The organism is Thermodesulfovibrio sp. 3907-1M, assembly GCF_040450955.1.
In the GTDB taxonomy this organism is placed as follows: Bacteria; Nitrospirota; Thermodesulfovibrionia; order Thermodesulfovibrionales; family Thermodesulfovibrionaceae; genus Thermodesulfovibrio; species Thermodesulfovibrio autotrophicus.
Window position 1 is genome coordinate 105,916 of record NZ_CP144373.1, and the last position, 16,270, is coordinate 122,185.

A 16,270-nucleotide genomic window follows, 5' to 3' on the forward strand; every position below is an offset into this window, starting at 1 on the left:
CCTCATACATTGTTTTTTGCCCATGAGATAATCTGTTTTGCTATTTTCTCAGCAGGAAGTATAACTGTAGCTCCACCTCTTTCAATGAGCTCTCTTGGCATTCCAAAAACAACTGCTGATTCTTCTGATTCAGCAATTGTTTTTCCTCCTTTCTTCTTAATCTCGGTGAAGGCATCAGCTCCATCATAACCCATTCCTGTAAGCATAACAGCAATGACCTTTTTGGGATCGCAGTGTTCAAGCACAGAGCGACCAAGAACTTCCACAGAGGGATGCCAGAGAAAAGAAGGATTTTCTGGCTTTGGATGGACAATTAATTTATCAGACCTTCTTGCAACGACAACATCTGTTCCACCTTTTCCAATGTATATTTTGCCTCTTTCAACTGGTAAAGGACGGTCAACTTCTAAAACCTCAAGCTCGCAAATAGAATTCAACCTTTCAGCAAAGGATTTAGTAAATGTCGGAGGCATATGCTGAGCTACTATTATGGGAATTGGAAAATCAGCAGACAGTTCTGGAATGATTTCCTCAAGAGTCCTTGGTCCACCAGTTGAAACACCTATTAACACGAGCCTTTCATCTGCTTTTATTTCTTTTGGGGTAGAAGGTTTGATAATCTTTTCCCTCTCCTCCCTGATTTTTCTTACTAGTGCTTTCGTTTTTAATCTGGCACGGGCTGCTGTTTTAACCTTTGCTACAAGCTCATCTCTGATCTCATCAATATTTAAAGAGATTGTTCCTCCTGGTTTTGTGACATAGTCAACAGCACCAAGATTTAGAGCTTCAAAAGTTGCAAGGGCTCCTTTTTCTGTCAATGAAGAAACCATTACAACTGGAACTGGTCTTTGAGCCATTATGTGAGCAAGAGCAGTAATGCCATCCATCTCAGGCATGTTAATATCAAGGGTGATAACATCAGGCTGAAAATTGAGATTTTTCTCTATTGCTTCAACTCCATTTCTGGCAAGCTCAATCTGAAAATCTCCCTCTTTTTCAAAAATCTCCCGTAAAAGTTTTCTCATTAAAGCAGAATCATCAACAATGAGAATTTTAATCATTCTTTATTCTCCGATTCTTCTAATTCCTCTATTTCCTCCTTTTTAAGTAATTCCTTTGGTTCAATAATCTGTATTATTCTTCCCTGCTTTTCAAGATTTGCAACTCTGCTGAAAAGTTTAGCCTGCTCATGAGATAACTCAGGAGACTTCTGAATAAGAGAGTGAGGAATCTTCAGGACTTCACTTACAGAGTCAACAATAAAGCCAACTGAGACATTATCAATAATAAAAACCATTATGCGTTGATGCTCGTCTCTCTGTTTCTCTTCAATATCAAATCTTTTACGAAGGTCAATAACTGGAAGAACCGTTCCTCTTAAATTTATAACTCCTTCAACAAAATCAGGAGTTTTAGGAACATGGGTTAATTCTTCAGGAACTCTTACTATCTCCTGAACACTGCCTATTGGCACTGCATACTCCTGCTCATCAAGTTCAAAAACAACGAACTGCTCCTCATCCTCTCTTTCTTCTTCAATATTGTCTTTTTCTTCCATTTCTTTTTCATCCTTTGCAGCACTCAATGCTTCTTTTATATCCTTTCGTTTAAAGAGATTTGAAACAGATATCATTGAGACAAGTCTTTTCCCTCCCTCTAATCGGCAAATCTCTGTAATCTCTGAACTTACCTCATCTTTAATGAGTATTGAAGGAATTGGTTCAATAAGAGATTCAGGAACTCTTAATACCTCCCTCACGCTGTCAACAACCACTCCAACTGAGAGATTTCCAAGTGAAAGCACAACGATTCTGCACTGCTCATTAAGTTCTCTCTCAGGCAAACCAAATAAAGCTCTCAGGCTTGCAAGAGGTAAAATTTTATCTCTCAGATTCATCATTCCAATTATTGATTTTTCCGCATTGGGCACTTTAGTGATATGCTCAGGAATCTGAACAATTTCCTGAATGTTTTCTATAGGAATAGCGTATTCTTCATCTGCTACTGTAAAGCTTACAAGCTGTCTTTCTTCAGCAAAAACTTCCTCTTTTTTTCCCCTTTCTGTGGTTAAAGCGTATTCCTTTGATTTTTCTGACAAAATTTCTGAAAACTCTCTTTCAATAACCTTTTCAATATCAATAATCATGACCATATTAAAGCCTGCTACGTCCTTTATAACTCCCTTAAGGAACTCTGATTTAACTATGCTCTGTATATCAGAAGATTCTTCTATTTTTGATTCCTCCACATCTATTACACTTGCAACCCTATCAACAAGAAAACCCAGAGTCTCACCTAAATCAACAACAATAATCCTACTTGATTCATCAATCTCCTTTTCATTAATTCTGAAAACAGTTCTAAGATTAATAACAGGAAGAACCTTACCTCTCAGATTGGCAAGTCCCATGAGAGATGGAGGAGATTTTGGAACTTTAACCATCTGTGGCACACGGATTATTTCCTGCACAGGAGCCATATTTATTGCAAATGTCTCATATGCAATCAAGAAAGTAACAAACTCATTAACACTGACCTCTGTCTCCATAATAGCTTCCTCCTCTGATTAAGCAACTGACTGAAGTTCATCGGCAAGAGATGCTATTTCTTCAATTGCCGCTGCCAGCTCTTCTGCTCCCTGAGCCTGCTGTTTTGCCGCTGTTGCTGCCTGTTCTGTTGCTTTCTCTGCTTCCTGTGCCGCTGCTGCAATCTGCTCTACAGCTTTCTTAACCTGTCCAATGGCAACAACTATTTCAGTAGCAGAGCTTAGTATTTCCTCTGAACCGGCTCTTACTTCCTTTATATCCTTTTCTATTGTATTTAAACCTTCAGTGGCAATCTTTGCTTTTTCCGTTTCTTCAACGGCTGATTTCAATATTTCTTCAATGTCTTCCATTACAATATTCACCTGATCCTGTATTGCCTTAACCATATCTTTAATTTTTTCTGCATTTATGGCTGAATCCTGGGCAAGATTTCTTATGTCTGAAGCAACCACTGCAAAACCTTTGCCAAATTCACCAGCTCTTGCTGCCTCTATTGCACCGCTTACAGCAAGCATATTTGTCTGAACAGAAACCATTGTTATGGCATCAACGATTTTGTCTATTTTTCTTGATAATAATTCCAGTTCTTTTATTCTTTGAAGATTTATCTTTGCTTCTTCTGCAGACTGGATGATTCCTTTTACCATTGCTTCAACAGTGGTTTTATTATCAGCAAGAAGTCTCTGTATGGCGTTTATTTTTTCAAGAGAAACCTTTGCACGATTCTCAGCAACCTGAAGACCCTTTTCAATCTGAGTTACTGCTGCACTTAATTGCTCTGAAGCACTTGCTTGATTCTGTGCTCCCTTTCTTACCTGTTCAAGAGCAGCTGAAATCTGTGCTGCTGAACGATTTATCTCCTGAAGAGCACTTGAAAGTTCCTCAGCAGCTGATGCCACCTCTTCTGCACTCTTTGTAATGTCTGTTGAACTCTTTAAATCTTCAGCCAGCTCTGAAAGATTTTGGGCTGCCTGCTCAGCTTCCTGAAGTGCCTGAGCTTGTTCTGCAACTGTTTTTGCCACTTCTTCTGCAGCTGCTGACTGTTCTTCTGCAGCTGCGGCTATATCCTCTGCTCCTTTCAAAGCCTGCTGCGTGGCAACATCTGATTGGTGAGCACCTGTTGCTATCTCCTGAGCACTTTTGACTATTTCAGCCATATCAGTTCTAATCTGGGCAAGTTGATCGCTTACTATTTTGCCTTTTTCTGCCTCTTCTTTCACTTTGTTGGCAGAGGAGTTTATACCATCAGCAATTGTTTTTATATCTTTCTGAATCTCTAAGACAAGCTCCTGAATCTGTTTTGCACTTTTTTCAGATGTTTCAGCAAGGGTTCTAACTTCATCGGCAACAACTGCAAAGCCTTTACCATGTTTACCTGCTCTTGCTGCCTCTATTGCTGCATTAAGAGCAAGCAAATTAGTCTGGTCTGCTATTTTTGCTACAGTCTTTACTATCTCACCTATGTTTGCTGACTGCTGTTCAAGTTCAGCAACCTTTTTTACTGACTCAATCTGTCTTTCAGAGGCTAAAACAACATTTTTAACGAGCGATTCAACATCATTGTTTACCCTTAAAACAAGTGTTTGAGCATTTTCAACCTTTGCTTGAGAAATCTCTGCATTCTTCATTTGCTTGGTAACAGTTCCTGCAACCTGCTTGAATGCTGAAAGACATTCCTGAGCTGCACCTGATGCCTGTTCAGCACCTGCAGCAATCTGTTGTGCTGAGCTTTTAAGTTCTTCCACTGCCGAGGATGCTTCTGCAATGCCTGATGCAAGCTCGCTTGTGGCAGCCGCAATTCTTTCTGCTATCTGTTGCTGTTTGGCTAAGGTTCTTGCTCTTTTTCTCTGTGCCTCGGCTTCTTTTGCTGCTAAAGTAACTGTTTTTGCTCCTTCTGTTGTTGATGGTTTTTTAACCAATGCCATTTTTTTACCTCCTCTTTATTTATTTGAGTCTGTTTAAAAACTTACAAATTCTTGAAAATCAAGAACTTGAAGTTCTCTAATTTTTAATTACTTCCACATTAATTTTTGTCATGTCACTCCTTTTTTGTCATTCCGCACCGCTACATGCCCTGTTATTCCGAGCCTGCCCATACCCTGTCATCGTATCATTTTTATTGAACAGCTTCGTTTTTTATTAACTCGTGCCATAAATAGCGATGTGCAGACACAATATTCAGAATTTTAAAAATTGAAATAAAAGATAATGTATAAAATTTATGAGTATAAGTTATTGATTTATCGTGTTTTTTTCGGGGGGGGGGGGGGGGGTAGAATTTAATAATCTTTTGAATAGCATAAAAAGAGTTGCCATAATAATATGGCTATCTAATTGTAACATATTAAAACATATCATAAAAATTAAAAAAATTCAAGACCGAATAATCAAAAACTCTTGACTTTTTTTTCAATCTGTTTTTTAATAGATAACGATTAACATGTTCAACTGGGATTGGGAAACAAAGGAAAAGCTTGTCTGTGATGTCAGTGAATATAATGATAAATTCTGCCTTGTCCATGAGTTTATTGTAAGCCCTGATGGAGAAAAGATAGCTGCTGTTGTTGAAATAGAAGACAAAAGGGTCACGCCCTGCATAAATGGGAAAACTTGGGATGATACCTTTGAAAGGGTTTGTTTTCTAAGGCTTATTACTGATGGTTCTGTTGCCTGCCTTGTTTTGAAGAATTATGAATGGACAATGGCAAAGGATGAGGTTTTGCTTGATGAAACTTTTGATTATGCATGGAATCTTCAGTTCAGCAAAGACGCCTCATGCGTAGCCTTTAATGTAAAAAAGGGAGATTCCTATGGAGTTTGCGTAAATGGAAAGGTATGGGATAATCTCTTTTTTGATGCAAGGGATTTGTTTATAGCTCCTGATGGCAGCAAAACCGCCTGTTATGTAAGAACAAAAAATCCTCAGCTGCTTGATATTTTCAGTTTCAAAGAAGGTGTCTGGACTGTAGCAGTAAATGGTATTGCATGGGATAAAAACTTTATCTCTGTTTATGGATTAACATTTAGCAGTCAAGGAAGGGCTGCTGCTACAGCGAGGCTTTCCCAGCAGGAGTTTACAGTGGCAGTGGATGGAAATCTATGGAATGAGATTTTTCCCAATGCATGGGAGCCTGTTTTTGTAAATGAAAGTGATATCTGCGTGCCAGTCAAGACAGAAAAGGGATGGAGTCTTGTCTTGAATGGAAAGCCTTTGTGGAATAAATATTTTGTTCAACTCTGGCATCAGACAGTAAGTCCTGATGGAAAAAAAATTGCTGCTGTTGTATCACCAGAGTTTGGTAAATGGACAGTGGCTGTTGACGGAGTTGCATGGACAAGGACATTCTCTCAGGCTGTTCTGCCTCCCCAATTCAGCCCTGATGGTAAAAAAGTGGCATCTGTAGTAAGGGAAAACAATTTATGGACAGTGGCTGTTGACGGAGTTGCATGGAATGAAGGCTTTGAAAGAGTATGGACACCTCAGTTCAGCCCTGATGGTTCTCACATCGTTGCAAAAGCAGAAAGGCAAGGAGTTTTTTTTATAGTGCTTGATGGAAAGATTGGAAAGGATGTTTTTGATATGCTGTGGGAGCCTGTTTTTAGTCCTGATGGAGAGAAAATTTTAGTGAGATGTATTAAAAATGGAAAGTATTATAGAAAAATTCTTTCAATTGGAGAGATTTTAAGGTAATGGAGCAGTTTTTCAGAGATCCTTCAATTTACACTCTGGCAAGAGGACCCCTTGTCTGGCTTGCCTTTATAGTATTTTTTGTAGGAGTATTTTATCGTGTGTATAACACTATTCAGCTTGCAAAAAAAGAAAAGGTTATATATCCCTATCTGAGCTTTAAATACACTCTTCGCTCTTTAATTCACTGGCTCATACCATTTGGAAGCATAAGTATGAGAAGACATCCTTGGTTTACATTGCTCAGTTTTGTTTTTCACACATGCGTTATTTTAACTCCTTTATTTTTAGCTGGGCACATTGAGCTGTGGTATGATTCATGGAAGATTAGTTGGTGGAGTATTCCTCAGGGTCTGGCTGATGCCATGACATTGATTGTCATATTTGCTCTAATTCTACTTGTTATTCGTCGAATAATTCAACCAGATGTGAGATTTCTAACTGGAAGTGGAGATTATCTGACAATTGTTATTGTAGCTTCAACTTTTATAACAGGATTTCTTGCCCATTATGAGCTTTTACTGGAGTATAAATTAATGCTCACAATTCATATGATTACGGGTGAAGTCATGCTTGCTACTATTCCTTTTACAAGGCTCAGTCACATTTTTATGTTTTTCCTTACAAGAGCTCACACAGGAAGTGAGTTTGGTGCAGTAAGACATTCAAGGGATTATTGAGGTAGTTATGGTAAAGTTTGAAAGAAAACCTGTAACAGACATTGGGATTGATGAAACACTGAACAGAATTGATGAGTCAAAGATAAAAAGGGCTATTGATTGGGTTTTAAAAAGAGAAGCCTCAGCAAGACTAAAGAGCTTTGTAGAGACCTGTATGAGATGTGGCATGTGCACAGACTCCTGTCATCACTATCTTGCCCATGAAGGTGATCCAACCTATGCACCTGCAGCAAAAGTAAAGCAAACAATATGGGATATACTCAATAAAAAGGGGAATGTCAGCAAAGATGAGATAAAAAAATATGCAAGAATTGCCTTCTCTGAATGCAATCTCTGCCGAAGATGTGTTCAGTTCTGCCCTTTTGGGATTGATATTGCCTATTTAATAAGCCTTGTAAGAAGAATATGCTGCCTGATTGGTGCAGTGCCTCAGTATATTCAGGATCAGGCATTGAGTCACATGCAGACAACGAATATGCTATGGTTCAGGCAGGATGAATGGCTTGATACAGTTCAATGGCTTGAAGATGAGTTAAGGGCAGAAGTTAAAAATGCGAGAATTCCTCTTGGCAAAAAGGACGCTGAAGTTCTTTATCTTGCTCATGGGCTTGAGGCAAAATACATGACAGGGCTCCTTACTAATATGGCAAAGATAATGAATGTGGCAAAGATTGACTGGACAATGCCTGATTGTGATGGATGGGATTATACAAACAAAGCCTTTTATGCTCAGGATCATGAAACCCTTCAGAAAGTGGTGAGAACTCACTATGAAGTTGCTTTTAAACTGAATGTTAAGAGAATTGTTATGGGAGAGTGCGGACATGCTTACAGAACAGGCATATACGAAGGAACAAGACTTATGGGATGGAAGGAAAATCCAATTCCCTATCTGCACGGCGTTGAGTTTTTCTATGAACTTTTAAAAAGCGGTAAAATAAAAATCAGCCAAAAAATTAAAGAACCTGTAACTTTACAGGATCCCTGTAACATAATCAGATACAGGGGGTTGGGAGAAAAACTTAGATACATTGTAAACACTCTCTGTGAAAACTTTATAGAGATGACACCAAAAGATGACCATAACTACTGTTGCTCTGCCGGCGGAGGAATGATTGATGCTGGTCCACCATGGAAGATGGCAAGAATTGAAGGTGGCAGGATAAAGGCAGAGCAGATAAGAGATACGGGAGCAAAAATAGTGATTGCACCATGTCATACCTGTCATAAGGGAATTGAAGATTTGAATGACTACTACAAGCTTGGAGTTCATGTAAAATTTTTAACAGACATGATTGCAGAGCAGATGGAAATTCCTGAAGAGATGAGAGCATGAGGAATTTTGGGTTCATAGGAGTTTTGCTGTTTGTAGCTTTCTCTGGATTAGGTATCTATACTTCGCTACATTCAGAGCCTGTCAGTAAAAGCCTGGAGGCAGGTAAGGACATCATCGCCATTGCTCATAAAGAAGTATTTGGCAGACTTGAGTATGGCACGGTTTTATTTGAACATCAAAGGCATGTTGAAGCTCTGGCAAAGGCTTTTAAAAAGCCTGATGAGATGCTCTGTCAGGAGTGCCATGTTCAGGACAAATTCGGCGAGTTTTTCTTTGAGTTTCCTAAAAACATTGATAGAAAGAATTCTCAACTGCTTAAAAATGCCTATCATGAGCAGTGCTTGAGATGTCATCAAAAATTAAGCTTTGAAAAAATAAAAACAGGTCCTGTAATTCTCTCCTGCAGAGAATGCCATAAGAAGGGAAATGAGGATATGACAGTTAAATATCCTTCAGTGGAGTTTGATTTTTCCCTTCATGGCAAACACGTAGAAAAAAATAAAAAAGACTGTAGTCTTTGCCATCATACCTATGACATTGAAGAGAAAAACAAAGAACTTGCATTGGTCTATGAAAAAGGAACTGAAGAGTCCTGTTATTACTGTCATGACCTGAATAAGAAGAGAGGACCTGAACTTTCAAAAATAGTAAAAATAGCTAAACAGGGCAATTGGGGAATTGAAAAAGCCTTTCACAGCCTGTGTTTAAACTGTCATTTGCATAATAAATTAGAATCTAAGGAAGCAGGACCAATGCAGTGTTCAAAGTGTCATACGGGAAAATATAAAGCAGTGCAAGAGCTTAAAGACATACCAAGACCTGAAAGAGATCAGCCAAAGACTGTCTTCATAAACATTGAAGAATCAAAAATGAAAGGAGTTCCCTTTAATCACGAATTCCACGAAAAAAATAATAAAACCTGTAGAAGCTGTCATCATGAAACATTGAAAAGTTGCAAAGAATGTCATAATCTAAAAGGTAGGGAGGAAGGAGGATTTGTAAATATCCTTACTGCCTATCATTCGCAGAGCTCTCAGATGAGCTGTCAGGGCTGTCACAGAAGTTTAATGGAAAAGAAAGACTGTAAGGGCTGTCATTACTTTATTGCACCAGTTAAGACAGAGATAGCAAACAAAGAAGTATGTAACAGGTGTCACAGTGGTAAAAAAGAGATTGAAAAGTTTGCTCTATTGGATGTTTCAACTCAAAAGATTAAAGAAGAAGTAACAATAAAACACATTGAAAAGGATTTTGAGCCTGTCAAAATGCCTCATTATAAAATTGTGAAAAAGCTGACTGATATGTCAAATCAAAGCAGGCTTGCAACATATTTTCACAAAGATTTAAATACAATGTGCAAGGGTTGTCATCATAAAAGTAAGGAAGAAGCAGAGGCAAAAAAGGACAATCCACCAGTCTGTACAAGTTGTCATAGTGTCTCCTTTGATTCTCAAGCAATGGGAAGACCGAGACTACAGGCTGCATATCATACAATGTGCATTAAGTGTCATGAAAACATGGCGCTACAGAAACCAAAAACCTGCACTGACTGTCATGAAAGAAAGAGGGGGATATAAAAATGTACATACTTGAACAGCTTTTTTCTCATCACGGAGCTGAGTATGTCATTGCTGTGCTTTCAATTTTTGCGTTTATTGTTATTGTGGGAATGTTAAGAGAAAGGAGAAGATATTAATTTGTTGAGGGACAAATGAATAGAAGAGAGTTTTTGAAAAAAGCATTGACAGTAGCTGGAATTAGTTTTATAGGTGGGAAAAAAGTTTATGGAGGAGATTCTTCTAATTTGTCTCAGGATACTGTGAAATCAACGGGTAACACTGCAAACAGAAAGAATTGGTTAAAATACGAAGCAGTAAAAAGCAGAAAACTTCCAACAGAGCCCTACGCTGTGCTTGTTGACATTACGAAATGTATTGGGTGCAGAAGATGTGAATGGGCATGCAATGAATGGAATAAAAATCCCAACAGGCCCATTAAAGAGTTTGAGGAATCAAAGGATAAAGCTCCATCAGTTTTTGACAGAATTCGTAGAACCCATGCTGGACAGTTTACTGTTGTAAACAGATTTTACGATGGAGGAAAACCTGTTTATGTAAAAAAACAATGCATGCATTGCGCTGAACCTGCCTGTCTTAACGCATGTTTTGTTGATGCCTTTAAGAAGACTTCTCATGGAGCAGTGCTTTATAATCCTTCTTTATGCGTGGGCTGTCGTTACTGTATGATTGCCTGTCCCTTTGATGTTCCTGCTTATGAATACTACGATCCAATTACACCACAGATTACAAAATGCACAATGTGCTTTGATAGAATAACAGAGTCTCAGGTTCCTGCCTGTGTAGAAATATGTTCAGCTGATGCTTTAAGATTTGGACCAAGAAGTGAGATGCTAAAACTTGCCTATGAGAGAATAAATAACAATCCTGAAAGATATCTACCTCATGTTTATGGAGAGCATGAAGCAGGTGGAACAAATTGGCTTTACATTTCAGGAGTTCCCTTTGAAAAACTCGGATTTCCGAAGCTTGATAAAAGACCTATCCCGGACTACAGTAAAAACTTTCTTTTTACAGTAAAGGTGCTTGAGATTGTTGCTGCAGCACCCCTTGTATGGGGAGCCTATTACATGATTTCAAAAAACAGAAAGAAAAAAGAATCACAGGATGTGCAGAGCAATGAGAAACAATAGCTGGTTTAGAGAAAAAATATTTCTGGGCATGAGCTTTAAAGAGTATGTTTCAAAACATGCTACACTGCCATTTTTCATTGCCTTTTTAATTCTTGCCTTTTCTTTTTATTCAATGGTTTACAGGCTTCTTTATGGACTTGGTCCTGCAACAAACCTTTCTGATACATATCCATGGGGATTGTGGATTAGCTTTGACATTCTTGCAGGAATTGCTCTTGCTGCACCGGGACTTACAGTGGGCACAGCAGTCTATCTTTTTGGATTAAAAGACTATAAACACTTTGCCAGAGCTGCAATTCTTTCAAGCCTGCTTGGTTATGTTTTTGCAGTCTTTGCCTTGATGTTTGATCTTGGTAGATACTACCGTGTTCCCTATGTAATTGGCTGGTCATGGGGATTAAATTCAATACTGTTTCTCATTGCATGGCATTTTTTCTTGTATATTATCATTTGCCTTATTGAGTGGTTTCCTGCATTTTTTGAATGGATTGGCAGGGAGAAATTGAGAGAATTTTTCTCAAAGCTTGGAATCTGGGCAACTGTATTCGGTGTAATCATTGCTGGTGGACATCAGTCAGCTCTTGGAGGATTGTTTCTTATTGCACCAACAAAAGTGCATCCTCTCTGGTATTCGGCATTACTGCCGTTGTTTTTCCTCATCTCTGCAGTCTTTGCTGGAATTTCAATGGTTATAATTGAAAGCACCATTTCTCATAGAGTTTTTAAAGAACACATAAAAAATTTTGATGAAGAGGAGTTTAATAGAAAAACACTGGGGCTTGCTAAGGCTCTGGTTGTATCGCTTTTTGTATATTTAATTCTTAAAATTCTTGACCTTGCCCATTATGATAACTGGCATTATTTAATTACTGGTTATGGCTACTGGTATCTTTTTGAAGTTTGTGGCTTTGTATTGCTTCCTGCTTTAGTTCTAATAAATGCAATAAAAACAAAAAATGCGAAAATAGTTAGAGTAACAGCCTTTGGAATTGCTTTTGGAGTAATACTTAATCGTTTTAATGTAAGCCTGATTGCCTACAACTGGTACATTCCTCTTTCTGAGAAATACTATCCTACTTGGATGGAAGTGGCACTTTCCTCAGGAGTGGTCATCTTAATAATTCTGTTTTACAGATTCATTGTAAGGAGAATGGCTATTCTTTCGTAAAAATTTTTTCATATCTTATTTTTGATATTCTCTGTCCAATCATTTCAACAACTTTAAAAGTTTTACCATCAACATTTACAGTGTCACCAACACGGGGAATTCTTTGAAGAGCGGTAAGAATAAATCCTCCAAGAGTATCGTAATCTTCTGATTCTTCAATTTCAATTCCGTAGTCTTCTTTTAAATCTCTTATGGAAATTGTAGCATCAATAAGCATTGAACCATCGGGAAGTGTAATTACAGGCATTTCAGTATCATATTCATCCCTTATCTCACCTACAAGCTCTTCAAGAATGTCTTCAAGTGTTACGAGCCCTGTTACAACACCGTATTCATCAACAACCACTGCCATGTGAACTCTTTTTTTCTGCATTTCTTTAAGCAGTATGTTTATTTTCATCGTTTCAGGCACAAACATGGGAGGTTTAAGAAGTCTTTTTATATCTATGGTTTCAGAATTTTTAATGAGTGCATTATAGAAATCCTTTGCATGAAGTATTCCTCTAATGTCATTGAGATCCTTACCAAGAGCAGGATATCTTGAAAACTTTTCATCCATAATAATTTCTTTAATTTCATCAATGCTCATGTAAATGCTAACAGTAACCATTTGAGGAGCTGGAACCATTATTTCTTTAACTGTTATTTCACTGAAGCTGAATGCACTATGGATAAGCTGTCGTTCTTCAGGTTCAAATATACCCTTTTGTTCTCCTTCTTCAATTAAAAGTTTTAACTCTTCCTGTGAAACAAATCCTCTCTCAGAGAATGCCTTAAGTCCAAATGGTTTAAGAAGAAAGTTTGTGCTCACTGTTAGAATTTTTACAAAAATAAAGGTTAACTTTGAGAATCTATCAATAAATTTTGCAGTTTTTAAGCTTATCCAGTCAGGATGGTAAAGAGCAATGGATTTTGGAATTAGTTCACCCACTATTACCATAAAATATGTAACCAGAATTACAACTACAGCGATAGATATTGCTTCTGCAGAAACTCTAAGGAAACTGAATGGTAATGCCTCAATCAAAGGCTTTATGTTTTTTACTGCATATGCACCTGCCAGAGCTGAGGCCAGGCTTCCTATTAGAGTAATTCCAACCTGAATAGTTGCTAAGAATTTATCAGGATTTTCCTTGAATTTTTGAACTATTTCAGCATTTGGATTTTTTTCTTCAATAAGCTGTTTAAGCTTTGATCTTCTTAATGTAACAACTCCGATTTCACTGGCAGCAAAGAGGCCATTCAAAATGATAAGAAGAATTATTAAAAAAATCTCATTCATAATCAGGATTTAATTTTCTTAACAAGCGCCTCTGCTACCTCCTGTGTTCCCACAGGTGGATTTGGATCATCTGGTGTTTTCATATCATAGGTTACAAACTTTCCCTCTTCTATAATTTCAGCTACAGCTTTTTCTATTTTATTTGCAGCATCAAATTCACCTAAATGTCTCAGCATCATAACTGCACTCAATATTATTGCAAAGGGATTTACTTTGTTCAATCCCTTGTATTTTGGTGCGCTTCCATGGGTTGGCTCAAATACCGCATATTCATCACCAATGTTTGCTCCCGGTGCCAGTCCAAGTCCACCAATAAGCCCTGCTGCAAGATCGCTTATTATGTCACCGTAGAGATTTGGTAGTACAAGAACATCATAAAGCTCAGGCTTCTGAACAAGCTGCATACACATGTTGTCAACAATCTTGTCCTCAAACTCTATGTCTGGATATCGGGCTGCCACATCTCTTGCCACTTCAAGAAAAAGCCCATCACTGTACTTCATGATATTTGCTTTATGAACAGCGGTAACCTTCTTTCTACCATTTTTTCTTGCATACTCAAAGGCAAAACGGACAATTCTTTCTGTTCCGAAAACTGAGATTGGTTTAATACTTATTCCAGAGTCCTGCCTGATTTTTTTGGTCGTTTTTTCTTCAATAAATTTTATCAAATCCAGTGTTTCAGGCTCACCTTTTTTAAACTCCACTCCAGCATAAAGGTCTTCTGTGTTTTCTCTTACTATAACAAGATCAATATTTTCATATTTTGTTCTTGCACCTTTAAAGCTCTTGCAGGGTCTTACACATGCATAAAGGTCAAGAGCCTGTCTGAGAGTGACATTTACGCTTCTGAAACCTGTTCCAACAGGTGTTGTTATTGGTCCTTTTATGGCAATTTTATTTTTTTTGATTGAATCTATCACCCTTTCAGGAAGAGGATTCCCCTCTTTTAAATAAACGTCTTCTCCTGCATTCTGAATTTCCCAGTTGATCTTTACTCCTGTTGCTTCAACAACTTTTTTCATTGCCTCAGAGATTTCAGGTCCAATTCCATCTCCTGGAATAAGCGTGATATTGTACATTTTTATATTTCCTCCTAAGGTGTTACTGTTAGAATCTGCCTGACAATGTCAGGATACTGTGCTATAAATCTAAGTTCATCATCAGTAAGAGGTTTCTGGGTATGTAAATTTGCATACTGAACAAGTTCAAGTATTTTTCTTGCTTCATTGTCATCGTGAAATTCTATTCCAAGTTTGCTGTATACATATCTGAATCCTTTTATTCCACCATACTCTCCAGTTGTTATAATTCTTCCTGTTTCAAGAAGTTCTGGTTCTCCACGACCAACATCTTCTGGAGAGTACAGTTCATAATTAGCTCTGTCTTTTAAAACTCCATCAGCATGGATTCCTGATTCATGGGCAAAAGCATTTGCACCAACACCTGGCTGATTTATAGGGATGGGGATATTGAAAGCGTATGAGGCGTATTTGGCAATTTTCCATGCCATTTTAAGATTTACATGTTCATCAAGTGGACATTTTTCCTTCAGTCCATGAGAAAACTTAAGGGCTAAGATTGTGGATACCAGATCAGCATTTCCAGCTCTTTCACCATATCCATTAACCGTTGTATTTATGTAACTGTCAACTCCTGCCTCTATTGTACCCTGAGCTCCTGCAACAGATACTGCCTCTGCCATGCCAAGGTCATTGTGACAATGCATTTCAATGGGAAATTTTGTAGCCAGCGCAAGTGTATGAATTCTTTCATAAATTGTAATCGGGTCTTCACATCCAAGTGTATCACAGTAACGGAATCTATCTCCACCTGCCTCTTTTCCTGCAAGAATGAATTCAATGAGTCTGCTGAGTTCTGTTCTGGATGCATCTTCTGCATTGAAGCCTACTGTTTCTGCTCCTAATTCCTTGGCAAGTTTTACAGCATTATACATTCCTTTTACAATGTCATCCCATGTTTTTCTGCCCTGAAACTTACCCTGAATCATAATTTCAGATGTTGAGACGGAGAGATTCAAGTGTTTAATTTTAGGACAGTTTTTAAATGCAAGCTCAACATCTTCAGGAATGGCTCTTGCCCATCCTTCAAGATGAATTCTTTTAAAGACGCCCATCTCAGCAAGTTCAAGATTCGCATTAATGTAATTAACTTCATGTTTCAGGGTAGGAAATCCAATTTCACTCTGATAAACGCCCATCTCATCAAGATATAAATTGAGCATTGTCTTTGAAAGTTTTGGTAGAAGTATTCTTGAAGTCTGAACCCCATCTCTATTTGTTACATCAATAAGATAAACTTTTCCCATATTTGCCATTTTTCCTCCTTTTATAAATTTGTTGTTATTTTCTTTGAGATATTTCTCTTGGAATGGCTACTTTACCGGTTCTCACAAACTCTTTTATTCCTAAGGGTTTCATAAGTTCTATAAAAGCTTGAATCTTTTTTTCATCTCCTGTGACTTCTATTGTATAGGTTGTAGGACCTGAGTCAACAACTCTTCCACGAAATATTTCAACTGTTTTCAATAACTCAAGTCTGTTTTCCTTTCTTGGTGCAACTTTAATTAAAACCATTTCTCTTTCCACATGGTCTATCTCGGTTAAATCAACAACTTTGATAACATCAACAAGTCGGTTAAGTTGCTTTGTAATCTGTTCAATAACTCTATCATCGCCTGTTGTTACAATTGTCATAATTGATATATTTGGATCAATTGTTTCTCCCACTGAAAGACTTTCTATGTTGTAACCCCTGCCGCTGAACAGTCCTGCAATTCTTGCTAAAACTCCGAATTTGTTTTCTACTAAAACAGAGATTGTGTGTCTCACTGTTTCCT

General features: G+C 37.8%; 13 protein-coding genes. 6 read left to right on the top strand and 7 right to left on the bottom strand.

The window, feature by feature from the left end; all coding sequences use genetic code 11:
- Window positions 1–2 precede the first annotated feature (2 nt).
- Genes V4D30_RS00525 through V4D30_RS00535 form a run of 3 tightly spaced genes read right to left on the bottom strand, consistent with a single transcriptional unit; the run spans window position 3 to window position 4,471 of the window.
- Window positions 3–1,061, bottom strand: a complete 1,059-nt coding sequence (locus V4D30_RS00525) for a chemotaxis response regulator protein-glutamate methylesterase (RefSeq protein WP_353684300.1) — start codon at window positions 1,059–1,061, stop codon at window positions 3–5.
- On the bottom strand, window positions 1,058–2,548 hold the full coding sequence (locus V4D30_RS00530) for a chemotaxis protein CheW (protein ID WP_353684301.1): 1,491 nt from the start codon (window positions 2,546–2,548) through the stop codon (window positions 1,058–1,060). Before V4D30_RS00530 ends, V4D30_RS00525 begins: the two co-directional genes overlap by 4 nt.
- Before the next feature lie 18 nt (window positions 2,549–2,566).
- Window positions 2,567–4,471: a methyl-accepting chemotaxis protein gene (locus V4D30_RS00535; RefSeq protein WP_353684302.1), complete on the bottom strand. Its 1,905-nt coding sequence runs from the start codon at window positions 4,469–4,471 to the stop codon at window positions 2,567–2,569.
- 515 nt (window positions 4,472–4,986) lie between these two features.
- On the opposite strand from V4D30_RS00535, the gene tmcD reads away from it, so the two are divergent.
- From tmcD to nrfD, 6 genes are all read left to right on the top strand, one after another.
- A complete protein-coding gene (tmcD, locus tag V4D30_RS00540; protein WP_353684303.1) occupies window positions 4,987–6,237 on the top strand; it encodes an electron transfer complex subunit TmcD in 1,251 nt (416 codons plus the stop codon).
- The gene (gene tmcC / locus V4D30_RS00545; RefSeq protein WP_353684304.1) at window positions 6,237–6,914 is read left to right on the top strand and encodes a TmcC family electron transfer complex membrane anchor subunit; all 678 of its coding nucleotides are present in this window, start codon (window positions 6,237–6,239) and stop codon (window positions 6,912–6,914) included. The genes tmcD and tmcC overlap by 1 nt, the downstream gene beginning before the upstream one ends.
- Window positions 6,915–6,921: 7 nt before the next feature.
- A complete protein-coding gene (locus V4D30_RS00550) occupies window positions 6,922–8,250 on the top strand; it encodes a (Fe-S)-binding protein (RefSeq protein WP_353684305.1) in 1,329 nt (442 codons plus the stop codon).
- Window positions 8,247–9,827, top strand: coding sequence for a sulfate respiration complex hexadecaheme cytochrome HmcA (gene hmcA, locus V4D30_RS00555; protein WP_353684306.1), 1,581 nt, complete (start codon window positions 8,247–8,249; stop codon window positions 9,825–9,827). Before V4D30_RS00550 ends, hmcA begins: the two co-directional genes overlap by 4 nt.
- A 134-nt stretch (window positions 9,828–9,961) precedes the next feature.
- Window positions 9,962–10,960 carry a 4Fe-4S dicluster domain-containing protein gene (locus V4D30_RS00560; RefSeq protein ID WP_353684307.1) on the top strand — a complete coding sequence of 333 codons (999 nt, stop codon included), beginning with the start codon at window positions 9,962–9,964 and terminating at the stop codon, window positions 10,958–10,960.
- Window positions 10,947–12,128 carry an NrfD/PsrC family molybdoenzyme membrane anchor subunit gene (gene nrfD / locus V4D30_RS00565; RefSeq protein WP_353684308.1) on the top strand — a complete coding sequence of 394 codons (1,182 nt, stop codon included), beginning with the start codon at window positions 10,947–10,949 and terminating at the stop codon, window positions 12,126–12,128. Before V4D30_RS00560 ends, nrfD begins: the two co-directional genes overlap by 14 nt.
- Here nrfD and V4D30_RS00570 read toward each other — a convergent pair.
- The 4 genes from V4D30_RS00570 to ilvN are packed head-to-tail and all read right to left on the bottom strand — an operon-like array spanning window position 12,115 to window position 16,262.
- The gene (locus V4D30_RS00570; protein ID WP_353684309.1) at window positions 12,115–13,410 is read right to left on the bottom strand and encodes a hemolysin family protein; all 1,296 of its coding nucleotides are present in this window, start codon (window positions 13,408–13,410) and stop codon (window positions 12,115–12,117) included. The genes nrfD and V4D30_RS00570 overlap by 14 nt on opposite strands.
- Window positions 13,411–13,412: 2 nt before the next feature.
- A complete protein-coding gene (locus V4D30_RS00575) occupies window positions 13,413–14,492 on the bottom strand; it encodes an isocitrate/isopropylmalate dehydrogenase family protein (RefSeq protein ID WP_353684310.1) in 1,080 nt (359 codons plus the stop codon).
- A 14-nt stretch (window positions 14,493–14,506) separates the two neighbouring features.
- Window positions 14,507–15,739 (bottom strand): homocitrate synthase, encoded by a 1,233-nt coding sequence (locus V4D30_RS00580; RefSeq protein ID WP_353684311.1) that lies wholly within the window; start codon window positions 15,737–15,739, stop codon window positions 14,507–14,509.
- A gap of 34 nt (window positions 15,740–15,773) precedes the next feature.
- A complete protein-coding gene (gene ilvN / locus V4D30_RS00585) occupies window positions 15,774–16,262 on the bottom strand; it encodes an acetolactate synthase small subunit (RefSeq protein WP_353684312.1) in 489 nt (162 codons plus the stop codon).
- Window positions 16,263–16,270 lie beyond the last annotated feature (8 nt).

What these genes read in the sequence shown, in the direction of transcription:
- V4D30_RS00525 (WP_353684300.1), bottom strand. Translation starts at nt 1,061, where the DNA reads ATGATTAAAATTCTCATTGTTGATGATTCTGCTTTAATGAGAAAACTT.
- V4D30_RS00530 (WP_353684301.1), bottom strand. Translation starts at nt 2,548, where the DNA reads ATGGAGACAGAGGTCAGTGTTAATGAGTTTGTTACTTTCTTGATTGCA.
- V4D30_RS00535 (WP_353684302.1), bottom strand. Translation starts at nt 4,471, where the DNA reads ATGGCATTGGTTAAAAAACCATCAACAACAGAAGGAGCAAAAACAGTT.
- tmcD (WP_353684303.1), top strand. Translation starts at nt 4,987, where the DNA reads ATGTTCAACTGGGATTGGGAAACAAAGGAAAAGCTTGTCTGTGATGTC.
- tmcC (WP_353684304.1), top strand. Translation starts at nt 6,237, where the DNA reads ATGGAGCAGTTTTTCAGAGATCCTTCAATTTACACTCTGGCAAGAGGA.
- V4D30_RS00550 (WP_353684305.1), top strand. Translation starts at nt 6,922, where the DNA reads ATGGTAAAGTTTGAAAGAAAACCTGTAACAGACATTGGGATTGATGAA.
- hmcA (WP_353684306.1), top strand. Translation starts at nt 8,247, where the DNA reads ATGAGGAATTTTGGGTTCATAGGAGTTTTGCTGTTTGTAGCTTTCTCT.
- V4D30_RS00560 (WP_353684307.1), top strand. Translation starts at nt 9,962, where the DNA reads ATGAATAGAAGAGAGTTTTTGAAAAAAGCATTGACAGTAGCTGGAATT.
- nrfD (WP_353684308.1), top strand. Translation starts at nt 10,947, where the DNA reads ATGAGAAACAATAGCTGGTTTAGAGAAAAAATATTTCTGGGCATGAGC.
- V4D30_RS00570 (WP_353684309.1), bottom strand. Translation starts at nt 13,410, where the DNA reads ATGAATGAGATTTTTTTAATAATTCTTCTTATCATTTTGAATGGCCTC.
- V4D30_RS00575 (WP_353684310.1), bottom strand. Translation starts at nt 14,492, where the DNA reads ATGTACAATATCACGCTTATTCCAGGAGATGGAATTGGACCTGAAATC.
- V4D30_RS00580 (WP_353684311.1), bottom strand. Translation starts at nt 15,739, where the DNA reads ATGGGAAAAGTTTATCTTATTGATGTAACAAATAGAGATGGGGTTCAG.